A 21,018-nucleotide genomic window follows, 5' to 3' on the forward strand; every position below is an offset into this window, starting at 1 on the left:
GATCCTGCCGTGGCCGGGTGGCCCGGGACGCCCACCTCGGGTGCGGTCCGGTCGCGCTCAGTCGCGCGCGAGGAAGTCCAGCGTCACGGCGGCCAGCAGCGGCGACGCGAAGATCGTGTAGTGGGTCAGCCCGGGCAGGATCGCCAGCGCGTGGCCGCCCTCGGGCCGGCCCTCGCCCATCCAGCCGCCGTCGCGCAGGCCGCCGCCGAGCAGCTTGAACACCTCGACGTAGTGGCTCGGCGGGGCCATGTCGGCGTCGGCGGCGACGAGCATCGTCGGCACCTGCAGCCCGGCGATCGCGTCGCGCACGTCGAACGGCTGCGCCATGAACTCGCCGATCTTGTCCAGCAGCCGCGGGAAGTCCTCGGGGCGCGGGGCGACGCGCTGGTACAGCTGGTACATCGGCGTCTCCTTCATGAACTCCGCCGCCGCCCCGGTCACCTGCCCCTGCTGGGCCCGCATCTCCTCGTAGATCGCCTCGGTCCACGCGTGCGCGGACACGGCGACGAGCCGGGACACGAGCCCCGGGTGGTCGGCGGCGGTGCGCAGGGCGACGCCGCCGCCGAGGGAGTAGCCGACCACGGCCGGCCGGTCGAGCCCGAGGTGCTCGATGAGCGCCGCGATGTCGGCCGCCATCGAGCCCAGGTCGAGCGGCCGGTCCACGTCGGCGGTGCGCCCGTGCCCCTGCAGGTCCACGGCGATGACCTGGTGCCGCTCGGCCAGCGCGGGGATGACGGGCCCGAACATCTCGCCGGAGCCGAGCCCGCCGTGCAGCAGGACGAGGGGCCGCCCGGACCCGTGCGTCTCGTAGTAAAGGTTGATGCCGTTGACGTCGGCGTACTGCCCGGTGCCCACGGCGTCGGAGGTCCACTGAGTGTCGGTCACCCGCCCACCCTAGGGCCTACGCCTCGGGCAGGGCCTCCCGTTCGGCGTGCGCGACGAGCTCCAGGGAGTCCTCCCGGCCGAGGCGGTGCTCGCAGAGGTACCCCAGCATCGACCAGGTCGCGTCGGAGACGTCCTGGGGCGGGAAGGGCTCCAGGAGGCCCTCCTCGCCGAGCTGGGTGCGCAGCAGGGCCTCGCCCACCGCCGGGTCGATCTCCACGTCCTGCGCGATGGTGGCCACGAACTCGGCCACCGACTCCGGCGGGGTGTCCTCGTCGAAGAGGCTGCGCACGGCGAGGCGGATCGCGGCCGCCAGCACCGGCGTGTCGTGCTCGTCCGGCGGCAGCTCGGCCGCCCGCTCCGCCGCGTCCTCGTCGCCCTCCAGCAGCGCGACGAACACGGCCCCGACCCGGGACCGTGGTTCGAACCCGTCCTCCCGCTCACTGCCCATCCACCGAGCGTAGCCAAGGAACGCCGTCGCGCAGCCCCGGCGAGCGTGGCCAGCATCACCCTGGACCTTGGGACCCGGTCTGGGTCTTTGGGCCCAGGATCGCGGGGCCGCCGATCACTAGCGTTCGGGACGCCAAGTGGTGATCCAACCCCAACGGGAGAATCGATGACCCTGTCCCTCCGGCACCAGCCCCGGTCGCGGCTGATCGTGCTGGCCGGCGTCGCGGTGGCGCTCGTCGGCCTGCTCGGCTGGTTCGCCACCGGCCCGCTGCGCTCCGCCAGCGCCGACGCCGTGCCCGTGTCCCAGGGCAAGCCGGCGACCGCGTCCTCCAGCGAGGGCCGCGCCTACCCCGCCTCGGCCGCCGTCGACGGCGACGCCGGCACCCGCTGGTCGAGCGCGTTCAGCGACCCGCAGTGGCTGCAGGTCGACCTCGGCGCCCCGACCGCGATCGGCAAGGTGGTGCTGAACTGGGAGCGGGCCTACGCCACCGCCTACCAGATCCAGATCTCCTCCGACGGCACCACGTGGCTGACGGTGTACTCCACGACGACCTCGACCGGCGGCAAGCAGACCCTGGCCGTCACCGGCATGGGCCGCTACGTGCGGCTCTACGGCACCGCCCGCTCCTCCGGCTACGGCTACTCGCTGTGGGAGCTGCAGGTGTTCGGCAACTCCGGCGCCCCGGCCACCGCGACGGTCGGCCCGGTCACCGGCGGGCCGTCCAGCGCCGGGCCGGTGCCCACGGGCGGCGCGACGCCCACGTCCGCGGCCACCGCCCCGGCCGGCTGGATCATGGCGCCGAACCCCGTCACGAACGTGAGGCCCTCGCACGAGGTACCGCCGAACAAGGGCGGTTTCCACGAGTTCCAGGCCAACTGCTCGGTCAGCCGCAGCAACCTGCAGGACGACCCGATCGTGTTCCCCGGGCTCGCGGGCGCGTCGCACATGCACACGTTCATGGGCAACACCACGACGAACGCGAACACGACCGTCGACTCGCTCACCGCCGGCGCGACCACGTGCAAGGCCAAGGGCGACCTGTCGGCGTACTGGATGCCCACGCTGTACAACGGCGACACCGCGGTCAACCCCGAGGGCCTGCAGACCATCTACTACAAGACGGGCGTGCAGGACTACCGCACGATCCGGCCGTTCCCGAAGGGCCTGCGCTTCGTCGTCGGCAGCGCCAAGAACACCGACGCCGACAAGTTCCTCGCCGCGACCGAGAAGGGCTTCGAGTGCGGCGACAGCTACGAGAACAAGAACATCCCGCTGAGCTGCCCGACCGACCGCAGCGTGAAGCTCAACATCCGGTACCAGGCCCCGAGCTGCTGGGACGGGCTGCACCTGGACTCGCCGGACCACCAGAGCCACATGGCCTACCCGGTCGACACCCACTCGGCCGCGGGCGTGGTCTGCCCCGACGACCACCCGGTCGCGGTGCCGAAGCTCGAGTTCAAGATGGCCTGGCCGGTCAACGGGGACATGTCGAAGGTGCACTTCGCCAGCGGCGCCGGCCCGACGTTCCACTACGACTTCGTCAACGCGTGGGACGACCGGACCCTCAAGGCGATGATCGACGGGTGCATCGTGGCGGCCCGGCAGTGCGACGCCCAGGGCCACGACGGCCGTGACGACCAGCAGCCCGCCCCGTACGTCCTGAACAACAACTACGTCCTGCCGTAAGCGCACCCCCGCCCGCGGCGCCGTCGTCCATCAAGGGCGGCGGCGCCGTGGCGTATTGTCGGGCCCGGGTCGCCGGAGGGACGAGGAGCACGTGTGACTGACGGCGGCGGGCCGGCGCAGAGGTCGCGGCAGTGGATCGGGGTGACCGCCGTGGCCGTCGGCATCGCGGGCGCCGCGATCGCCGTGCCGCCGCTGATCGCACCCACCCACGACGAGCGGCCGGGCGCGTCGCGGTCGCGGGCGCCGCAGCCGCTCGCCAGCGCCTTCCAGCCGGGCCTGAGCCCCGGCGCCGCGCCGCCGGCGTCGTCGTCGTTCGCGCCGATCAGCGTCCAGGCCGAGGACCCGGCGAACACGCTCACCGGCGGGGCCTCCGCCACCGCGTGCGGGACCTGCCGGGGCGGGAAGCGGGTGCGGTACCTGTGCGCCGACTGCACCCTCGTCGTCCGCGTCACGCTGCCGAGCGCCGGCCCCAGGACGGTGACCGTGTACTACGAGGCCGACGGGGCCCGCGCGCTGAAGGTGCGCGTCAACGCGGCCGCGCCGCGGACGTTCCCGGTCAGCGGGCCGGACTGGACGGTGCCGCAGTCGTTCCGGTTCACCGCCGACCTGCCCGCCGGCGAGGTGCGGCTGACCCTCTACAACGACGAGTCCCCGGCGCCCGACCTGGACGAGGTCGTCGTCGCCTGACTTAGGTCCGGCTTAAGTGCGGTACAATCCCGCTTGGGCGCCCTGCCCCCGCTACGGCCGCGCACGGGCGCCCAGTAGCGTCCCTGCCGTGGTGGGTACCGACCGTGCGGTGGCCGCGGCGGCGCTGGCCCGCGCCGTGCTCGTGGGCCGCGCGGTCGCGACGATGATCGCGGCCGCGGCCGGGCTGCTGCTGGTCCCCGACCGGTGGCCCGTCGTCGCGGCCCTGGCGCTGGTGGCCGTGGGCACGGGCGCCCAGCTCGGCCTGCTGGCCCGCTGGCCCCGCCTCGTCGCGCTGCCGCTGACCGCCGTCGCCGCCGACGCGGTCCTCGTGCTCGCCGTGCTCGCGGTCAGCCGGGGCGGCGTCGCGTACTTCTGCTTCGCCGCCGGCGCCGGCGCCCTGGCCGGGGTGCTGCTCGGCCTGCGGGCGGTGCCGGTGTGGGTCCTGCACGCCGCGCTGGGCTTCGCCGTCCTGGGCCGCGTGCTGCACCGCCTGGAGCCGCCCGCCGAGATCGCCGCGTTCGTCGTCGCCCTGCCCGTCGCCGGGGCCCTCGCCGGCCTCGGCGCGTCGGTGCTGACCTCGGCGCTGACCCGGTACCTGGAGCTGTCCCGCCGCCTCGTCGCCTCCGCCCAGCGCTCCGCGGCCGCGTCCGAGCGGGCCCGCCTCGCCCGCGAGCTGCACGACTCGGTGAGCAAGACGCTGCGGGGCGTGTCCCTGGCCGCCCTGGCCCTGCCGACGTCGCTGCGCCGCCAGCCGGCCCTGGCCGAGCAGCTCGCCGGCACCGTCGCCGCGGGCGCGACCGCGGCCGCCCGGCAGGCCCGCGAGCTGCTCGAGGAGATGCGCCTGGACGTGCCCGACCGCGACCTCGCCACCGGGCTGCGCGAGCTCTGCGACGCCTGGAGCGCGGCCACCGGGGTGCCGGTGCGCACCGTGCTGAAGCCCGTCGATCCGCCGATCCCCGTGGCGTACGAGCTGAGCCGCATCGTCCGCGAGGCGCTCGCCAACATCGCCCGCCACGCGCAGGCCGGGCGGGTCGTCGTCCGGCTCGCCCCGACGCGGCGCGGCGTGCTGCTGGAGGTGGCCGACGACGGGCTGGGTTTCGCGGTACCGCGGGATCTCTCCCGGCTGCAGACCGCCGGGCACTTCGGGATCGTGGGCATGACGGAGCGGGCCCGGACCGTCGGCGGCGAGCTGCGGGTGGACTCGGCGCCCGGGGCGGGCACCACGATCACCGTCCGGGTCCCGCTGGGCGCGCGCGCCGTGGCCGGTGCCTCGTGACGTGGCCGGGCGCGCCCCACCTCGGGGTGCTCATCGTCGACGACAACCCGATCGTGCGCGGGGCGCTGCGGGGCATCCTCGAGGGCGACGGCGGCATCCGGGTGCTCGCCGAGGCGGCCAACGGGCGCGAGGCGATCGCCGCGGCCCGGCGCCTGCGGCCCACCGTGACGCTGCTCGACCACCGCATGCCGATCGCGGACGGGTTGTCGGTCCTCGCCACGATCGCGCAGTACACCCGCGTCCTCGTCCTGACCAGCGACGACGACGCCGAGCTCATCGCGGGCATGCTGCACCAGGGCGCCCGCGGCTATCTCGTGCACGGCGAGTTCGACCCGGCCGAGCTGCTGCGCGCGGTCCGCGAGGTCGCCGGCGGCCGCGGCTGGCTGTCCCCGGTCGCCGCCTCGGTCGCCGCGTCGATGGTCCGCGACCAGCAGGCCCGCGAGCGCTCCCGGCACCAGCAGACCGAGCGCCGCGCCCGGGCCCGGGCCCACTTCGGGCTGACCGAGCGCGAGGAGGACGTGATGCAGCTGCTGTGCGAGGGCCTGTCCAACGCCGCGATCGCCCACCGGCTGCGCCTGACCGAGAAGACGGTGAAGAACCACCTGAACCACGTCTTCGCCAAGCTCCACGTGCGCAGCCGCACCGAGGCGGTCGTCCTCTGGACGTCGTCCTAGGCTGGCGTCGTGAATCTTGACATCGGCGCGCCGCGGGACGGCGATCGGGCGGCGTGGCAGGAGCTCTTCGCCGGGTACAACGCCTTCTACGGCCGGGAGTGGCCGCCGGAGCGCTACGAGCAGGCGTGGCGGGAGTTCCGGCGGGGCGAGCGCGTGCACGCTCTCGTCGCGCGGCTGGACGGGCGGCCGGTCGGGCTCACCCACTACCTGTTCCACCCGAGCACCACGTCCGGCGACGCGTGCTACCTGCAGGACCTGTTCACCGCGGCCGAGGTGCGGGGCCGGGGCGTCGCGCGGGCGCTGATCGCGGCCGTCGCCGACGTGGCGCGGGACCGTGGCTGCGAGCGGGTGTACTGGCACACCCACGAGGGCAACGCGACCGCGCGGCGGCTCTACGACCAGGTGGCCGAGAACCGGGGCTTCATCGTCTACGTCCGGCCGCTCGCGGCCGGGTGAGGCCCGGGCGACGGAGCGCCCGGGCCCCTGCCCTCAGCCGAGGTACTTCTCCCACGGGCCGGTGATCGCGAGCGTGATGCCCGGCGCCTGGACGTTGACGAACAGGATCCGGCCGTCCGGCGAGAACGTCGGGCCCGTGAACTCCGAGTAGGTCGGCGCGCCGTTCGAGGTGCCGTTGCTGAGCTGGAGGCGGGCGATCGCGTACGTCGGGCCGCCCGGGATGGCGCTGAGCACGTGCGAGGCGCGCACGCCGTCCTCGGCCAGCACCAGCGAGCCCCACGGGGTCACGGTGACGTTGTCCGGGCCGTCGAACGTGAGGTCGGCGTACTTCGGGAACGCGCCCTCGGTCTCCGCGTTCGGGTTGTGCGGGAAGTACGTGACGAGCGTGATGGTCTGGTCGTCGTAGTCGTAGAACCACACCATGCCGTCGTGCTTGGTGGCGTCGGCCGGCAGGTCGTTCGCGCCGAAGGCGAAGCTGTTGACGATGTAGCAGCCCTTGGAGGTGCTCCACACGCCCTCGAACTTCTTGCCGCGGGTGACCTCGCCGTCGGCGAACTGGGTGCGGATGGTCTTGGTCCGCGCGTCGCGGTCCGGGACCTCGATCCAGCTGACCTTGAACGGGCGGCCCAGCTGCGCCGAGGTGAGGTACGAGACGTCGGGCAGGATGCTGCCGTCGTCGAGGCGGATCTGCATCGCCTCGAGCTTGCCGGCGGTGTCGGAGAGCTGGTTGGCCAGGCCCTGGCGCAGGCGCACGCCCCCTGGCGCAGGCGCACGCCGTTCGGGGCGGTCCAGCGGTAGAACAGGCCGTTGGGGCCGGAGGCGTCCTCGGAGAGGTACAGGTGGCGCAGGTTCGGCTCGACCGCGACGGCCTCGTGGGGTCGTCCTGCAGCGGCGGGAAGGGGCGGCCATTGCCGTGCGGCCGGCTCCCGTCAACGCCGTGCGAGGCCGCCGCGGGCTCCGCCAGGGTCGGGAGTGCGCCGGCGACGGTCAGCCCGACACCCGCGGCGGCCGTTCCGGACAGCACTTGACGACGAGAAATGGTCATGGAGGCACTCTCCTACGCCACGGCCGAATGCGTGTACGTCAGTTCGTGGGTGTTCGATGGACGCACGATGAACGGCCGGTGAATCCGCAGGTTGGTAAGGCTCACAAATGGGCGCGGCCGGACCCGGACTGATTCGGGCGTTCGTCGGCGAAGGCTACCGGACGAATCGCCACCGGCCTCCCATCGCCCGATTGGGCAACCGGCGCCGGCCTCGGAGACTGGGTCTACCGGACCGTGAACGACCTGCTCGAACCGCGGGTCATGGGTGGAGGCATCATGTCCGACTCCGGCGATGGTGAGCCGGCTCCGGCCGGCCGGACGGGGACGAAACCGGGGCTGGGACCGGGGATTCGGATCGGCCTGGTGGTGCTCAGCGCGGTGCTCATCGCCGTCGCCGTCATCGGCGGCCCCACCACGGCCGCGGCGTGGATGCGCTGGACCGCCCGCCTGGCGGCGGCCGGCGTGCTGGCCGGCATCGGGCTGTGGTTCACGCGGAAGCACTACATGGGTCCGCGGCTGGAGTCGCATCAGACCACCCGGATCTGGAAGCTGCCCGACAGGCAGGTCTACATCCTGCAGCGCAGTGCCGGCAAGCGGGCCGGGGCCAGGAGCGGCCTGACGGCCCAGCAGGTCAAGGCCTTCACGCTGGCGGTCGTCGCGCCGGCCGAGGTCCGCGAGCGGATCACCGAGCGGTACGAGCCGGGCCAGCGAACGCTGACGCAGCGGGTGACGATCGAGTCCCACCTCACCATCGCGCCGCCGGGCAACGGCGGCACGGTGCTCTTTCCCGTGCTCATGCCGCGCAAGGGCGAACTGGTCGACAACCTCCGTGTGATGGACGGGACGGGGGCGGACCTTCCCGTGCTCTCATATCGCCAGTACCTGCAACTGGTCGCCCTCTCGCTGCGAACCCTCCTCGACGTCGCGCACGGCACCGCGATCGATCCGGACAAGCACGCCGAGGCGATCGCGGCCGAGCACCGGGCGTTGAAAGGGATCATGTACCGCGGCCGGGCGCGCCGCCCGTCCAGCGGTGAGGCGTTGCGCCGGCTCACCGACCAGGGCGACCAGCAGCCGCTGCTGTCCAATCCCGCGGCGATCGACATGGCGGTGGCGCTCGCGGACGGGCTGGCCTCGCACTACGCCGTCGTGGTGGCCGTGCCGTGGCCCGCCGACGGCCGGTTCATCGTGACCTACGAACGGCTCATCACGCCGACGCTGGTGCTGGCCAGGGCGCGGGGCGAGGGCGTCCTCAACTGGTTCAAGGGGCGGGCCCGGCTGCTGCTCGACGCCAGCCCGGTGGACATCAGCATTCCGCTGGAGAACGCCTTCACGAGCCAGAGCTACCACCTGATCGTCGACGCGCAGGAAGGCGTCTACCTCGGCTCGCACAGCGCTCCCGGCCTGGTCGAGTACTGCACGGCCCACGCCCGGCGGGCCAAGCGCACCTGGCGCAACGGCGGACCGCAGCCGCCGCCACCGCCGTACTTCCGCTTCCGCCGCCGGGCCGGGCAGCGCTACGCGCACTTCTACACGCGCTTCTTCCCCGGGCCGGTGCCCGACCTGAAGAACGGCGACGTGCTGCCGGAGGTGCGGTTCCGCTTCTACGAGGTCCCGCCCGGCTCGGTGTTCCGGGCGGCGGTCGCCGCGATCGCCGCGACGATCCTCATCTGGCTGGTGGGCTTCGTCGCTTCGCGCAAGCCCGACCCGGGAACGGACGTTCCGGCCTTCCTCCTCGTGTTCCCGGCCGTCGCCGCGGCGTGGCTCGGTTACGAGGCCGGCAGCGCGCGCCGGCTTCTGGAGGGCACGCTGGCCGCCCGGCTGTCCCTCGTGTTCACCGCTCTCGCCTCAGTGGCCGGCAGCGGGCTGTTCATGGTGTACAAGTCCCAGCTGGCCTACCTGCACTGGCCGAACCCGTACCACCTCGAGGTGCTGGGCAACGCCTCGCTCGCGTGGTCGGTTCTCACGCTGGTCAGCGGTCTCAACGCCGTCTTCGCCGGATCGCTCTACCTGATGCGCAGCTGGGAGTACGTCCACTTCTCGGCCAGCCGGGACCTCTTCACCGCCCACAAGGAGCACGGCGGGTGAACACCGAGAGTGACTTCAATGGTGCTGATTGTGTGCGGTTGGTAGCCTGGCGTCCAGGAGGTGCACGTGTTCGGTGACTCCACCTACCACGTCGAATCGCACGACTGGCCGGTGCGCCTGCACCGGGACGACCTGACGGTCGACAAGATCCACGGCGTGCTCGAGGCCTTCGACGACTACTACACGGACGCGGTCCGCGGGCTCAAGGCCGTTTCGGTGCCGGGGAACCGGCCCGGGCGCGCGTCCGGCGCGCCGGACGAACGCGACGGGGCGTAGGTTGCCCGCCGCTCACCCGATGGTCAGGCGCACCGTGACGGTGTCGCCCACGTCGATGCCCTCGTTGCGGCGCACGTTGGCCCGCAGCGGCACGATGTACCCGCCGTCCTTCGCGAACAGCGACGTGCTCCACGAGGAGCCGCCGATGCGTACGGCGGCCGGGATCATGCCCCAGCCGTAGCTCACCATCCGGGCCGCGTCCGCGATCGCGGCGCAGTCGTCGGCCGGGACGGTCACGAAGTGGTGCGGGGCCGGACCGCGCCAGTGCCAGACCTCGCCGCTGAACTCGATGTCCACGCGACAAGTCGAGCAAAGCCCCGGCGCGGCGGCAAGCCCCGGTGCGGTCTTTCGTTCGTGGCGCCACGGGCGCCGGGATTCCTCGCGGGAGGCACGGTCCGCCGGTGAGGCGGCCCGAGCCATAGGTATTTGTCGTTTTTTCAGCGAGATCGAACCCTCGGGCCGTCCGCGTCCGTAGTGGCCGGTAGATGGCCGACTCCCGGGCGGGTGGTGGACGAATGTCAGCTTCGCGCTACGCGCAGGGTGTCGCGGTGGCTCGTGACGCCGATGTGCCGGTCACGGCGGTGCCCGTGACCTCGATCATCGGGGCCGAGCGGGGCTGGGACGGCTGGGGCGACGGGCCCGTGCCGCCGCCCCGGCCGCCGGAGTGGAACCGGCCCTACGACTGGGGCGGCCCCGACTGGGGGCCGCCGGCCGAGCGGCGACCGGCGGCGCCGGAGTGGCGCGGGCGGCACCGGGGCGGCTCGCTGCTGCGGTGGGTCGTCGGCATCGTCATGCTCGTCGGGCTCGCCGCCATGGTCAGCGTCGCCGGGCTGGTGGCCTCCCTCGAGGCGCGCTCGGACGGCCCGAAGCCGCGGCCCACGCCCACCGTCGCGCAGCCCGGCGCGGCGCCGGCGCTGCCCGCCGACTCGCTGTCGGACCCGCCGTCGGAGACCTCGCCGGCCGCGACGTCGGCCGCGCCGCTGGACAAGGCGGCCATCGCGGCCTCGGTCAACCGGAGCGTCGTGAACATCACCAGCACGCTCGGGCTGCGCAACGCCCGCGCCGCCGGGACCGGGGTGGTGCTGAGCTCCACCGGGCTGGTGCTCACCAACAACCACGTCATCGCCGGCGCCACCGCGATCAGCGGGGTGACCGTGGCCAACGGGCGCTCGTTCCCGGCGACCGTCGTCGGGTACGACCGCACCCACGACATCGCCGTCATCCAGCTCGACAACGTCTCCGGGCTGACCCGCCTCGGGGTCGCCGACTCCTCGAAGGTCAAGGTCGGCGACGAGATCGTGGCGGTCGGCAACGCGGGCGGCAACGGCGGGGAGTCCGTGTCCGGCTCGGTCACCGGCCTCAACCGCACCATCACCGCCCAGGACCCCGAGGGCGGCGGCTCCCAGCGGCTGGCCGGGCTCATCCAGGTCGCGGCCGACATCAAGCCCGGCGACTCCGGCGGCCCGCTGGTCGACCGCACCGGGCGGCTCATCGGCATCAACACGGCCGCGGCGACCGACACCGGGCAGGGCGTCGGGTTCGCCATCCCCAGCAACGCCGCGCTGGCCATCGCGCAGCGCATCGAGAACGGCGATTCGTCCGACACCATCCACATCGGACCGACGGCGCTGCTCGGGGTCACCACCTCGGACGCCGACGGCAAGGCGGGCGGCGCCGCGGTCACCGGCGTCCTCGCGGGCGGCCCGGCCGAGCGGGCCGGCATCGCCGCGGGCGACGTGATCCGCGCCGTGGACGGGGAGGACCTCGCCGGCGCCTCGGCGCTGACCGCCCTCATCGACGGCCATCAGCCGGGCGACACCGTCCGCGTGACGTGGATGGACCGCGGCGGACGCTCGCACACCGCGAACGTGCGCCTGGCGACGGGTCCGGCCGGGTGACGCTCAACCGGTCCAGAGCGCGGCGGCGGTACCGGCGGCGACGTGCGCGGAGTACGTGGCGACCTTGCCCTCGATGAGCGCCAGGCACTCGTCGAGCCGCTGCCGCTGCTCCTCGACCCGGGCCCGGTGCGCGCACAGCAGCTCGAGGCGCTCGGCCTCGTTGCCGGGGCCCTCGCGCACGAGCACGGCGAAGCGGCGGATCGCGTCCAGGGGCATGCCGGTGGCCCGGAACTTCGTGCACACGTCGAGCCAGTCGAGGTCGGGCTGCCCGTACACCCGCCGCCCGGCCGCATCCCGGCGCACCTCGGTGTGGAAGAGCCCCTCGCGCTCGTACATCCGCAGCGTGTGCACGCTGAGCCCGGTGTGCGCGGCGACCTGGCCGATGGTCAGCTCCATCCGGCGAGCGTAGCGGGCTTGAGCTAGACCGCGGTCTAGCTCGTAGCGTGCCCGGCATGACCTTCGACGCCTCCAGTACCGCCGCCGACGTGCTCGCCGGGATCGACCTGACCGGGCGGACCGCGGTCGTCACCGGGGCCGGCTCCGGCATCGGGCGGGTGTGCGCCGAGGCCCTCGCCCGCGCCGGGGCCACGGTCGTGGCCGGGGTGCGCGAGCCCGGGGCCGCCGGGCCGGCCGGGGTGACGGCGCGCCGGCTCGACCTCGCGGACCTCGACCAGGTCGCGGACTTCGCGGCCGCGATGGGTACCGTCGACATCCTCATCGCCAACGCGGGCGTCATGGCCTGCCCCGAGACGCGCGTCGGGCCGGGCCGGGAGCTGCAGTTCGCGGTCAACCACCTCGGGCACTTCGCGCTCGTGCACCACCTGTGGCCCGCGCTGCGCCGATCCGGGGGCGCCCGCGTCGTCGCCGTGTCGTCGAACGTCCGGCCCGACGCGCCGATCCGCTGGGACGACCCCTACTTCGCCTCCGGGCCCTACGACCGCTGGGCCGCCTACGGGCAGTCCAAGGCGGCCAACGCGCTGTTCGCCGCGCACCTCGACGTGCTCGGCCGCCCGCACGGGGTCCGCGCCTCGTCGGTACACCCGGGCGCGATCCTCACCCCGCTGCAGCGCCACCTCACGCGGGACGAGATGGTCGCGGCCGGCTGGATCGACGAGGACGGGCGGGCGGCCGGGTACTTCAAGAGCGTCGAGCAGGGCGCGGCGACCCAGCTGTGGGCGGCGGTGACCCCGGACCTCGGCGGCGTGCACTGCGCCGACTGCGCGGTCACCCCGTTCCGGCCCGACCCGGCCGACGCCGCGCGGCTGTGGTCGCTGTCGGCGCGGCTGACCGGCCTGCCCGAGGAGCTCCCGGCCGGCTAGCCCGCCGGCTCGGGCGCTCCTTCCGCACCGCCGCCGCGGCGCCGGGCGATGCGCCGGCTCAGCGGCTCCAGCGAGCGGGCCAGGACCGGGCCGAGCACCGCGAGCACGAGCACGTACGCGGCGGCGAGCGGGCCGATGCTCTCGTTGAGCCCGGCCGACACGGCCAGCCCGGCGATGACGATGTTGAACTCGCCGCGCGGGGTCAGGGCCACGCCGGCCCGGGCCCGGCCGATCGGGCTGATCCCGGCCCGCCGCGCCGCCCACCAGCCGGTGGCGAGCTTCGTGAGCACGCTGACGACCGCCAGCAGCAGGGCGATGCCGAGCATCGGCGGCAGCGCGGCCGGGTCGGTGTGCAGGCCGAAGAAGACGAAGAACACCGCGGCGAACAGGTCGCGCAGGGGGCTGAGCAGCTGCCGGGCGGTGTGGGCGAGCGGGCCGGACAGGGCGATGCCGACGAGGAACGCGCCCACCGCGGCCGAGACCTGCAGCAGCTGCGCGACGCCGGCCACGAGCACGGTGAGGCCGAGCGCCTTGAGCAGCAGTACCTCCTCGTTGGGGGAGGCCACGAACATCTCCACGTAGCGGCCGAAGCGCAGCGCGATGACGAGGATGACGGTGATCGTGGCGGCCGCGATGGCGAGGGTCGTCAGGCCGGCCACGAGCCCGACGCCGGCCAGCAGGGCGGTCAGGATCGGCAGGTACACCGCCATCGTGAGGTCCTCGAAGACCAGCAGCGACAGCACGACCGGCACCTCGCGGTTGCCGAGCCAGTTGAGGTCGGCGAGGACCTTCGCGGTGATGCCGGACGAGGTCACGTACGTCACGCCGCCCAGCGCCACCGCCGCCACCGGGCCCCAGCCCAGGATGAGCGCGGTCGCGACCCCGGGCGCCGCGTTGAGCACGAGGTCGACGACGCCCGCCACGGCGTTGTGCCGCAGCGTGCCGACGAGCTCCGGCGCGGTGTACTCCAGCCCGAGCGTGAACAGCAGCAGGATGACGCCGATCTCGGCGCCGGTCGCGGTGAACTCCTCGCTCGTGGCCAGCGGCAGGATGCCGCCCCGGCCGAACGCCAGGCCGGCGATGAGGTACAGCGGAATGGGGGAGATCGCGAACTTCGCCGAGACCGCGCCGAGCAGCCCCAGGCCCAGGATGACGGCCCCGATCTCGATCAGGACGGCAGCACCGTGCATACGCTCAGCCGTTGGCGAAGATGTCGGAGACGGCGGCGGTACCGTCGGCCGTCCCGACCACGACGACGAGGTCGCCGGGGACGAACCCGAAGTCGGGCCGCGGGCTGGCGAGGATCTGCCCGGCCCGGATCACGGCCACGATCGAGGCGCCCGTGCGCGTGCGGGCCTGGGTGGCGCCGAGGTTGCGCCCGTCGTACGGGGAGCCGGCCGTGATCGGCACCTGGACCGTCTTGAGCCCGGTCACCTGCCGCTGCAGGTCGGCCAGGCGCTCGACGATGCGCGCGGTGCCGAGCAGCTCGGCGACGCCGTTGGCCTCGTCGGTGTTCAGGGAGAGCGTGGCGACGACGGTGTCGGGGTCCTCGCTGCTGTACAGCACCACGTCGCGCCGCCCCGAGACGTGCGACACGACCGCCGCGTGCTGACCCTTGGCGGTCACGAACTCGTGCCGCAGGCCGATTCCGGGCAGGGCGGTGCGTTCGACGTCCACGGTGCGTTCGCTCCTTCGTCAGGGGGACCGCTGCAAATGTGACGAATCGATATGACCGAACTTCCGCAGCGCCGTGACAGTCGCATGACGGTTCGCCGCGGCATGCTTCGCCGCGGCGCGGGTAGCGTCGCGGGCATGAGCCTGCGACCGCCGCTGCCGCCCTTCACGCTCGAGACCGCCCGCGCCAAGGTGCAGGCGGCCGAGGACGCGTGGAACACCCGCGACCCGGAGCGCGTCGCGCTCGCCTACACGCCCGACTCGGTGTGGCGCAACCGCGACCGTTTCCTGCGCGGGCGGGACGAGATCGTGGCGTTCCTGCGCGGGAAGTGGGCCCGGGAGCTGGACTACGCGCTGCGCAAGGAGCTGTGGACGTACCACGACGACCGCATCGCCGTGCACTTCCAGTACGAGTGCCACGACGAGTCCGGCCGGTGGTGGCGCAGCTACGGCAACGAGCTGTGGGAGTTCGACGCCGACGGGCTCATGGCCCGCCGCGAGGCGAGCATCAACGACGTGCCGATCGCCGAGTCGGAACGCACCATCTTCGGGCCGCGGGAGCGCTGAGCCCGTTCCATCCCGTGTCCCCGCCCGGACCGCCCCGGGGGTGTGACACGTCGCCTGGCGTTCCTGGCCGCCGTTGCCGCGGGGGTCGTCCTGATCATGGTGTACCGCGGCCGCGCCGTCGCGTCCGCGTACCTCACCCGCACCCTGGGCGCGCGCCTGTCCGGCGACGCCGCCGGGGTGCACGACGCCCTGACGGCCCGGTGGCACACGCTGCTCGCGGAGCTGTCGGTGCCGGCCGCGGTGCTGCTCGCCGCCCTGCTGCTGCTCGCGGCGCGGCGGGCCGGGCTCAGGCCCCGGGCGGCGCGCAGTTGCGGCTCGTGCGCGTCTGGTCGGGGGAGCGGTCGTCGCTCGTGATCCCGGACGGCACCCCGTCGAACACGGCCTCGACCTTGTCGCCGTTGCCGCGGGTCCGCTTCGGGTCGAGGGTGTCGTTGAGCTGCTCGTAGTGCAGGTGGTCGATGGTCGTCGAGCCGGTGTGCCCGACCACGCCCAGCCCCTGCCCGCCCTTGACCGTCTCCCCGGTGCGCACCCCCGGCGCGGCGGCCAGGTGGCCGTACTCGGTGAACCAGCCGCCGCCGTGGTCGATGATCACCCCGTACCCGAGCCCGCCGCGGGTCCCGGACGCCCCGGGCGCGGCCGGCCGGCCGTCCTCGAGCGTCGCGCTCCACCCCGCCCAGGTCACGGTGCCGGCGGCCGAGGCGAGAACGCTGCGGCCGGCGGTCGCCCCGCTCGCGGCGAAGAAGTCGATGTCGAAGTCGTCGTGGCCCGGGTACGTCGTGAGCGTCCACACCTCGCCGCAGGGGAACGGCAGCTGGAACGCGGGCCGCGGACCGGCCGTGGCCGTGGGCCCGGGCCGCGCGGCGCGGTGGGTGATGACGAGGTAGGACACCGCGATGCAGCCGGCGATGATCGCCAGCACCGCCCACCGGTACACCGAGCGGGCGTCCGGGCTCATTGGCGGATGGTACGACATCGATCACGCCGTCGTTGTCTTTGCACATGCCGCGAGACCGGCCGAACTGACACCTAACCGTCACGCGGTGGTTGGGTGGTGGACGGTAGTGTTGCAGTGCGGCAAAGGGTGGGGCATCCGGGCAGAGCTGGGGGGCGTTGCAGGAGACCATGGAGCTTGATGGGCGGTATCGCCTGGACCGGGTGACCGGGGCCGGTGGCACCGCGGAGATCTGGCGCGGCGCCGACCGGCTGCTGCATCGGCCCGTCGCGGTTCGTATCCCGCACGAGACCAGCCCGCACGAGATCAGTGCGGAGGCCACCGACCGGTTTCTCGCCGACGGTCGCACCGCCGCGCGGCTCGTGCACGCCAACATCGCCGCCGTCTACGACGTGGGCATCGCCGACCTGGACGAGCGGACCTCCGTGCCGTACGTCGTCATGGAGCTCGCCGACGGCCCGTCGCTCGACGTGCGCCTCGACGAGGGGCCGATGTCGTGGCGCACCGCCGCCCGCATCGGCGCCCAGGTCGCGGCCGCACTCGCCCACGCGCACGGGCAGTGGGTCACCCACGGCAGCCTGAGCCCGGCCAAGATCCTGCTCGGCGAGCTCGGCGCCAAGGTCATCGGGTTCGCCGGGGACAGCGAGTACGACCCGGCCGAGGCCGCCGCCGACGTCCGCGCGCTCGGCACCGTGCTCGCCGGCTGCATCGGCGGGCAGGTCGGCAACGCCGTGCCGGCCGAGCTGTTCGAGCTGGTCGACCGCTGCATCGACCCCGATGCCGCGGTCCGGCCCTCCAGCGACGAGATCGCGCTCGTCCTCGCCGAGCTCTCCGGCACCACCGTCGACCTGCCGGCCTGGCTGAGCGAGGCGGCCGAGTCGCGCCGCACCGCGGTCCTGGCCAACTTCCGCCCCGAGGTGCCCTACGCCGGGCGCCCGTCGCGCGCCGCCCGCTTCGGCCGGTCCCTGCGCTCCGGCCGCTCGGTGCTGTCCGACCGCCTCGGCTTCGCGGCCCGCGCCGCGTTCGCCGACCGCTTCGCGGCCTCCGCCCGGGCCGAGCGCGCCCGCACCCCCGAGGACCTGGGCCACCCCGCCGAGGACCTGGCCTGGGCCACCGATCCCGGCCGCACGGACATCCCCACCGGGCCCCTCGACCCGGAGTACCTCGTCGGGCGCCCGGACCGCGGTCACTCGGCCGGGCTCCTGGCCAGCGACAACGCCGTCGTCATCCGCTCCGCCGTCGCGTCGCCCGAGGACGAGGCGACCCGCCCGCTGGCCGAGCGCCCCGCGGCCCGGCACTCGGCCGACCGGCACGCGGCTTCCCGGCACTCGGCCGCCCGGCCGCCGGTGCTCGAGGCGCTGGCGCGCATCGGGCTGGTCGGGGAGGGCGGGCTCAACGGCGGCATGCGGGACTTCGGCCACCGGCTGTGGGAGCGGGCCGGGCGGTTCCGGTCGCGGCGCTGGGCGTTTCGCACCGGGGCGGTGAGCGTCGGCGTCGTGGCCGTGCTCGCCGGGGCGGTCGGCGCGCTCGGCTCGTCGCAGAGCGGGGTGGTGCCGTGGTTCGGGCGGCCGCCCGAGGTGGCCGCGGTGCCGCCGGTCGACACCCCGCCCACCGGGCAGGACGTCGCGCCGCCGGTCAGCGCGGCGCCGACCACCGGCGCGCCCCAGCCGGCCGCGACCGAGGAGACGACGTCGAAGACCCGGCCGGTCACGAGCACGACCCGGCCGCCCGGGCGGCCGGGGTCGACCGGCACGCCGACCCGGCCGGCCGAGTCGTCCACGGCCTCGCCGACCGCGTCCCCGGCGGCGACGCCGACCCCGACGCCCACGCCGACCCCGACCCCGACCCCCACCGAGACGCCGTCGCCGACCGGCACGGTGGACCCGGACCCGTCGGAGTCGCAGCCGGCGAACGTGAGCACCGACCCGCCCGCGACCGGCGGCCCGACCGGCGGCACCGGGACGGATCCGGGCACGGGCGTTGGTGCCGGCGCCGGCACGGAGGCCGGGGCGCCGGCGGGCTTCGAGCTGACGTCCGGATAGGCCCCGGCGCCGGGACGTTCAGGAAACGTCCAGGTGGGCCCGGTATCCTCGTGGTCTGAGGGGAGTACCTCGCAAGGCCGTTCCCGGTCAGTACGAGCCGCTGACGCGGCTCCCGGGCGGCCACCCACCGCAGGTGGGTGAGGGAGACCTCGAACGTGCAAGGCTGCGTTCGAGGAGCCCGAATGTCATCCACCATCGCGTCGCCCCAGCTGTGGGCGGTGTCCATCGCGGTCCTGCTGGGGCTGCTCGCCCTCGACTTCGTCCTGACCCGCAAGCCCCACGACGTGCCGATGCGCGAGGCGCTCGCGTGGTCAGTCTTCTACCTGGCGCTCCCGGCCGCGTTCGGCGTCTACGTGTGGCTCGCCCACGGCGCGGAGCCCGGCGTCGAGTTCTTCACCGGCTACGTGGTCGAGAAGTCGCTCTCGGTCGACAACCTGTTCGTCTTCATGCTGCTGCTCACCGCGTTCGCGGTACCGACGAAGCTCACCCAGCGCGTCCTGCTCTACGGCATCGTCGGCGCGCTCGTGCTGCGCGGCATCTTCATCGCCGCCGGGGCCGCCCTGCTCAGCGCCGGCACGTGGGCGTTCCTGCTCTTCGGGGCGGTGCTCATCGTGACCGCGGCCAAGGTGCTGCGCGACGCGCTGCGCAGCACCGAGCACACGGTCGACCCCGGGCAGATGCGTGTCACCCGGCTGCTGCGGCGGCTCATGCCGGTCACGGACGAGTACCACGGCGCCCGCCTGACGATCCGGCCGGCCGGGCGGCGCGCGCTCACCCCGATGGCCCTCGTCGTGGCCGCGGTGTTCCTGACCGACGTGGTGTTCGCGGTCGACTCCGTCCCGGCGGTGTACGGCGTGACGAGCGACCCGTACCTGGTCTTCGCCACCAACGCGTTCGCGCTGCTCGGCCTGCGGGCCCTGTACTTCGTGCTGCGCAACGCCCTCGCGCAGCTGCGCCACCTCAACCACGGCCTGGCGATCATCCTGGCGTTCATCGGCGTCAAGCTGGTGCTGCACTGGGCGCACACCGTGTGGTCCGCGTTGCCGGACGTGCCGACCCCGCTCTCGCTCGTCGTCATCCTCGCGACCCTGGGCGCGGTGACGGCGACCAGCTTGATCGCGAACCGGCGGGATCGGGTACGAATGGACGCGTGACGATCGAGATCCGGCCCATCGAGCCCGCCGAGGCGCACGCGTACCTGAAGGTGCTGCCCTACGTCAACGGCCTGCCGCACTGGGAGCCCGCCCCCGCGGCGTGGCACGGCGGGCCGGAGGCGTGGCCGCCGCCGAACGCGCCCGCCTCGGCGGCCCAGCTCGACGCCTGGGCCGAGCGGGTGCTGGGCGAGGGCTTCCACCCGCAGGCCGCGTTCGTCGACGGGCGGCTCGTCGGCGGCTCGGCGATGCTCGCCATGGACGTCACCGTCCCGGGGCCGCGGCCCGTCGCCCTGGGCGGGGTGACGGCCACCGCGGTCAGCGCCACCCACCGCCGCCGCGGGCTGCTGCGCGGCCTGATGCAGGCGATGTTCGACGAGGCCCGGGCCCGCGGCGAGGCGCTCGCGGGGCTGAGCGCCAGCGAGGGCGGCATCTACGGCCTGTACGGCTTCGCGCCCGCCACCCGCCGCACCCGCTGGGAGCTCGACCGGGCCGAGGCCGCGTTCGCCGACGCCGAGCCGCCCGCGGGCGAGCTGGAGCTGGCCGACGCGGCCACGGCCCGGTCGGTGTGGCCGGCCGTCCACGCGCGGGTGCGCCGCGAGCGGGTCGGCGAGCTGAGCCCGCAGCCCCGCCGGTGGGACGGCCTGAACGACGAGCCGGCGGGCACGTTCGGGCCGATGCGGTACCTCGTGCACCGCGACGGCTCCGGCACGGCCGACGGCATCGCGCAGTACCGCCTGCCCTACGCCACCCGCATCGAGGACACCGGCACCCTCGTCGTGGAGGCCCTGGAGGCCGCGACCCCGGACGCCTACCGGGCACTGTGGGCGCTGCTCACCGACTTCGACCTGACCCGCCGCATCGTGGCGCCGGCCCGCCCCGCCGACGAGCCGCTGCGCTGGATGCTGCGCAACCCGCGCGCGATGCGCGTCACCCGCCAGTCCGACAGCCTCTGGCTGCGCATCCTGGACCTGCCGCGGGCGGTGCAGGCGCGCGCGTACGAGGCCGCCGCGACCCTCGTCGTCGAGGTCGAGGCCGACCCGATGGCCCCGTCCAACGCCGGCACCTGGCGCCTGGAGCTGTCCCCGGACGGGGCCTCGTGCACGCGTACGACCGCCGCGCCCGACCTGACCCTGCCGATCCAGTCGCTGGGCGCGCTGTACCTGGGCGGCATGTCCGCGGCCCTGCTCGCCGCGGCGGGCCGGGTCCGGGAGCACCGGGCGGGCGCGGTCGCCGCGCTCGGCCGGGCGCTGCGCACGGACCCGGAGCCCTTCAACGCGTTCGCGTTCTGAGCCGCCGGCTCACGCCGCTGTCCGCACGCGGGCCGTTGCGCGGTACACGAGGTCGTTGAGCAGCGTGAGGTCGGCCGCGCCGAGGTCGGGGTCGGACATGAGGACCACGACGACGTACCGGCCGGTGGCGGCCACGCCGTAGCCCACGTAGCGGTCGCCGAGGTCGTAGTTGCCGGTGAAGAGGGTCGAGTCCGGCCCGTACACGTCGTCGGCGACCGGGTCGAAGCCGTTGTCGCCGCCGCCGGCGCCGCAGCGCGTGAGCTGGGCCTTGAGCTCGGTCACGTACGCGCGGGCCGCGTTCGGGCCGCGGTAGCGGGCCACGTTCTCGTATACGCGGTACCGGCTCTCGTAGTCGGCGGCCTGCTGGCGGCTGACCACGGGCGGCGGCACCGGGGCGCCGGCGCAGGGCTGCGGCAGCAGCGGCCAGGCGAGGCCGTCCTCGACCGGGCCGGGCACGCTGCCCCCGAGGTCCCCGGCCTGCAGCATGAGGCGGTCGGCGATCGGCCGCGGGCGTGGGGCAGCGCCGGCGGGCGTGCTCCCGGCGACGAGCGCCACGGCCACGACGGTCATGAGTATGAATGTCTTCCGCATGCGCACATCCT

General features: G+C 74.3%; 23 protein-coding genes. 14 read left to right on the forward strand and 9 right to left on the reverse strand.

Annotated features, from left to right (window positions below):
- Positions 1–57: 57 nt before the first annotated feature.
- Positions 58–855, reverse strand: coding sequence for an alpha/beta fold hydrolase (locus tag ACPPVO_RS17655; protein ID WP_426514641.1), 798 nt, complete (start codon positions 853–855; stop codon positions 58–60).
- A gap of 46 nt (positions 856–901) precedes the next feature.
- Complete coding sequence (locus ACPPVO_RS17660) at positions 902–1,333, reverse strand: hypothetical protein (RefSeq protein WP_426512289.1); 432 nt, start codon at positions 1,331–1,333, stop codon at positions 902–904.
- Positions 1,334–1,498: 165 nt separating this feature from the next.
- Between ACPPVO_RS17660 and ACPPVO_RS17665 the strand changes: the two genes are divergently transcribed.
- The 5 genes from ACPPVO_RS17665 to ACPPVO_RS17685 all read left to right on the forward strand — a co-directional run bounded on the left by ACPPVO_RS17665 (position 1,499) and on the right by ACPPVO_RS17685 (position 6,112).
- On the forward strand, positions 1,499–3,019 hold the full coding sequence (locus tag ACPPVO_RS17665; protein WP_426512290.1) for a DUF1996 domain-containing protein: 1,521 nt from the start codon (positions 1,499–1,501) through the stop codon (positions 3,017–3,019).
- Between the two features lie 93 nt (positions 3,020–3,112).
- Positions 3,113–3,706, forward strand: a complete 594-nt coding sequence (locus ACPPVO_RS17670; RefSeq protein ID WP_426512291.1) for a hypothetical protein — start codon at positions 3,113–3,115, stop codon at positions 3,704–3,706.
- Between the two features lie 88 nt (positions 3,707–3,794).
- Entirely contained in the window at positions 3,795–4,982 is a 1,188-nt protein-coding gene (locus ACPPVO_RS17675) for a sensor histidine kinase (protein ID WP_360389436.1), read from the forward strand.
- Positions 4,979–5,656 (forward strand): response regulator, encoded by a 678-nt coding sequence (locus ACPPVO_RS17680; protein ID WP_426512292.1) that lies wholly within the window; start codon positions 4,979–4,981, stop codon positions 5,654–5,656. Before ACPPVO_RS17675 ends, ACPPVO_RS17680 begins: the two co-directional genes overlap by 4 nt.
- Positions 5,657–5,665: 9 nt before the next feature.
- Entirely contained in the window at positions 5,666–6,112 is a 447-nt protein-coding gene (locus tag ACPPVO_RS17685) for an N-acetyltransferase family protein (protein WP_426512293.1), read from the forward strand.
- Positions 6,113–6,145: 33 nt separating this feature from the next.
- Here ACPPVO_RS17685 and ACPPVO_RS17690 read toward each other — a convergent pair whose 3' ends face one another.
- Entirely contained in the window at positions 6,146–6,865 is a 720-nt protein-coding gene (locus tag ACPPVO_RS17690) for an alkaline phosphatase PhoX (RefSeq protein WP_426512294.1), read from the reverse strand.
- A gap of 568 nt (positions 6,866–7,433) precedes the next feature.
- Between ACPPVO_RS17690 and ACPPVO_RS17695 the strand changes: the two genes are divergently transcribed.
- Both ACPPVO_RS17695 and ACPPVO_RS17700 read left to right on the forward strand, forming a co-directional pair.
- Complete coding sequence (locus ACPPVO_RS17695; RefSeq protein ID WP_426512295.1) at positions 7,434–9,245, forward strand: hypothetical protein; 1,812 nt, start codon at positions 7,434–7,436, stop codon at positions 9,243–9,245.
- 66 nt (positions 9,246–9,311) lie between these two features.
- The gene (locus ACPPVO_RS17700) at positions 9,312–9,521 is read left to right on the forward strand and encodes a hypothetical protein (RefSeq protein WP_360389450.1); all 210 of its coding nucleotides are present in this window, start codon (positions 9,312–9,314) and stop codon (positions 9,519–9,521) included.
- 12 nt (positions 9,522–9,533) lie between these two features.
- Here ACPPVO_RS17700 and ACPPVO_RS17705 read toward each other — a convergent pair whose 3' ends face one another.
- On the reverse strand, positions 9,534–9,818 hold the full coding sequence (locus ACPPVO_RS17705; protein ID WP_426512296.1) for a DUF1905 domain-containing protein: 285 nt from the start codon (positions 9,816–9,818) through the stop codon (positions 9,534–9,536).
- Between the two features lie 251 nt (positions 9,819–10,069).
- Here ACPPVO_RS17705 and ACPPVO_RS17710 point away from each other — a divergent pair, with 251 nt between their 5' ends.
- Positions 10,070–11,419, forward strand: coding sequence for a S1C family serine protease (locus ACPPVO_RS17710; protein ID WP_426512297.1), 1,350 nt, complete (start codon positions 10,070–10,072; stop codon positions 11,417–11,419).
- A gap of 3 nt (positions 11,420–11,422) precedes the next feature.
- On the opposite strand, the gene ACPPVO_RS17715 is transcribed toward ACPPVO_RS17710, so the two are convergent.
- Positions 11,423–11,815 (reverse strand): MerR family transcriptional regulator, encoded by a 393-nt coding sequence (locus tag ACPPVO_RS17715; protein WP_426512298.1) that lies wholly within the window; start codon positions 11,813–11,815, stop codon positions 11,423–11,425.
- Between the two features lie 56 nt (positions 11,816–11,871).
- On the opposite strand from ACPPVO_RS17715, the gene ACPPVO_RS17720 reads away from it, so the two are divergent.
- A complete protein-coding gene (locus tag ACPPVO_RS17720; protein WP_426512299.1) occupies positions 11,872–12,738 on the forward strand; it encodes an SDR family NAD(P)-dependent oxidoreductase in 867 nt (288 codons plus the stop codon).
- On the opposite strand, the gene ACPPVO_RS17725 is transcribed toward ACPPVO_RS17720, so the two are convergent.
- Positions 12,735–13,928: a cation:proton antiporter gene (locus ACPPVO_RS17725; protein WP_426512300.1), complete on the reverse strand. Its 1,194-nt coding sequence runs from the start codon at positions 13,926–13,928 to the stop codon at positions 12,735–12,737. The genes ACPPVO_RS17720 and ACPPVO_RS17725 overlap by 4 nt on opposite strands.
- 4 nt (positions 13,929–13,932) lie before the next feature.
- Positions 13,933–14,415 carry a cation:proton antiporter regulatory subunit gene (locus ACPPVO_RS17730; RefSeq protein ID WP_426512301.1) on the reverse strand — a complete coding sequence of 161 codons (483 nt, stop codon included), beginning with the start codon at positions 14,413–14,415 and terminating at the stop codon, positions 13,933–13,935.
- A gap of 135 nt (positions 14,416–14,550) precedes the next feature.
- Here ACPPVO_RS17730 and ACPPVO_RS17735 point away from each other — a divergent pair, with 135 nt between their 5' ends.
- Together ACPPVO_RS17735 and ACPPVO_RS17740 are read left to right on the forward strand one after the other, a co-directional pair.
- Positions 14,551–14,979: a nuclear transport factor 2 family protein gene (locus ACPPVO_RS17735; RefSeq protein WP_426512302.1), complete on the forward strand. Its 429-nt coding sequence runs from the start codon at positions 14,551–14,553 to the stop codon at positions 14,977–14,979.
- Between the two features lie 42 nt (positions 14,980–15,021).
- Positions 15,022–15,333 carry a hypothetical protein gene (locus ACPPVO_RS17740; RefSeq protein ID WP_426512303.1) on the forward strand — a complete coding sequence of 104 codons (312 nt, stop codon included), beginning with the start codon at positions 15,022–15,024 and terminating at the stop codon, positions 15,331–15,333.
- Here ACPPVO_RS17740 and ACPPVO_RS17745 read toward each other — a convergent pair.
- Positions 15,266–15,934 carry a M23 family metallopeptidase gene (locus ACPPVO_RS17745; RefSeq protein WP_426512304.1) on the reverse strand — a complete coding sequence of 223 codons (669 nt, stop codon included), beginning with the start codon at positions 15,932–15,934 and terminating at the stop codon, positions 15,266–15,268. The genes ACPPVO_RS17740 and ACPPVO_RS17745 overlap by 68 nt on opposite strands.
- A gap of 167 nt (positions 15,935–16,101) precedes the next feature.
- Between ACPPVO_RS17745 and ACPPVO_RS17750 the strand changes: the two genes are divergently transcribed.
- From ACPPVO_RS17750 to ACPPVO_RS17760, 3 genes are all read left to right on the forward strand, one after another.
- On the forward strand, positions 16,102–17,973 hold the full coding sequence (locus ACPPVO_RS17750) for a protein kinase (RefSeq protein ID WP_426512305.1): 1,872 nt from the start codon (positions 16,102–16,104) through the stop codon (positions 17,971–17,973).
- 182 nt (positions 17,974–18,155) lie between these two features.
- On the forward strand, positions 18,156–19,127 hold the full coding sequence (locus ACPPVO_RS17755) for a TerC/Alx family metal homeostasis membrane protein (protein ID WP_426512306.1): 972 nt from the start codon (positions 18,156–18,158) through the stop codon (positions 19,125–19,127).
- The gene (locus ACPPVO_RS17760) at positions 19,124–20,416 is read left to right on the forward strand and encodes a GNAT family N-acetyltransferase (protein ID WP_426512307.1); all 1,293 of its coding nucleotides are present in this window, start codon (positions 19,124–19,126) and stop codon (positions 20,414–20,416) included. Before ACPPVO_RS17755 ends, ACPPVO_RS17760 begins: the two co-directional genes overlap by 4 nt.
- Before the next feature lie 9 nt (positions 20,417–20,425).
- Here the strand turns inward: ACPPVO_RS17760 and ACPPVO_RS17765 are convergent, their stop codons facing one another.
- On the reverse strand, positions 20,426–21,007 hold the full coding sequence (locus tag ACPPVO_RS17765; RefSeq protein ID WP_426512308.1) for a hypothetical protein: 582 nt from the start codon (positions 21,005–21,007) through the stop codon (positions 20,426–20,428).
- Positions 21,008–21,018: the final 11 nt, after the last annotated feature.

It is taken from the genome of Dactylosporangium sp. McL0621, from assembly GCF_049995355.1.
GTDB lineage: Bacteria > Actinomycetota > Actinomycetes > Mycobacteriales > Micromonosporaceae > Dactylosporangium.

Excerpts from the sequence above, each read along its gene's own strand:
- ACPPVO_RS17660 (WP_426512289.1), bottom strand. The coding sequence starts at position 1,333 with ATGGGCAGTGAGCGGGAGGACGGGTTCGAACCACGGTCCCGGGTCGGG.
- ACPPVO_RS17665 (WP_426512290.1), top strand. The coding sequence starts at position 1,499 with ATGACCCTGTCCCTCCGGCACCAGCCCCGGTCGCGGCTGATCGTGCTG.
- ACPPVO_RS17695 (WP_426512295.1), top strand. The coding sequence starts at position 7,434 with ATGTCCGACTCCGGCGATGGTGAGCCGGCTCCGGCCGGCCGGACGGGG.
- ACPPVO_RS17715 (WP_426512298.1), bottom strand. The coding sequence starts at position 11,815 with ATGGAGCTGACCATCGGCCAGGTCGCCGCGCACACCGGGCTCAGCGTG.
- ACPPVO_RS17720 (WP_426512299.1), top strand. The coding sequence starts at position 11,872 with ATGACCTTCGACGCCTCCAGTACCGCCGCCGACGTGCTCGCCGGGATC.
- ACPPVO_RS17725 (WP_426512300.1), bottom strand. The coding sequence starts at position 13,928 with ATGCACGGTGCTGCCGTCCTGATCGAGATCGGGGCCGTCATCCTGGGC.
- ACPPVO_RS17735 (WP_426512302.1), top strand. The coding sequence starts at position 14,551 with ATGAGCCTGCGACCGCCGCTGCCGCCCTTCACGCTCGAGACCGCCCGC.
- ACPPVO_RS17745 (WP_426512304.1), bottom strand. The coding sequence starts at position 15,934 with ATGAGCCCGGACGCCCGCTCGGTGTACCGGTGGGCGGTGCTGGCGATC.
- ACPPVO_RS17750 (WP_426512305.1), top strand. The coding sequence starts at position 16,102 with ATGGAGCTTGATGGGCGGTATCGCCTGGACCGGGTGACCGGGGCCGGT.
- ACPPVO_RS17755 (WP_426512306.1), top strand. The coding sequence starts at position 18,156 with ATGTCATCCACCATCGCGTCGCCCCAGCTGTGGGCGGTGTCCATCGCG.
- ACPPVO_RS17765 (WP_426512308.1), bottom strand. The coding sequence starts at position 21,007 with ATGCGGAAGACATTCATACTCATGACCGTCGTGGCCGTGGCGCTCGTC.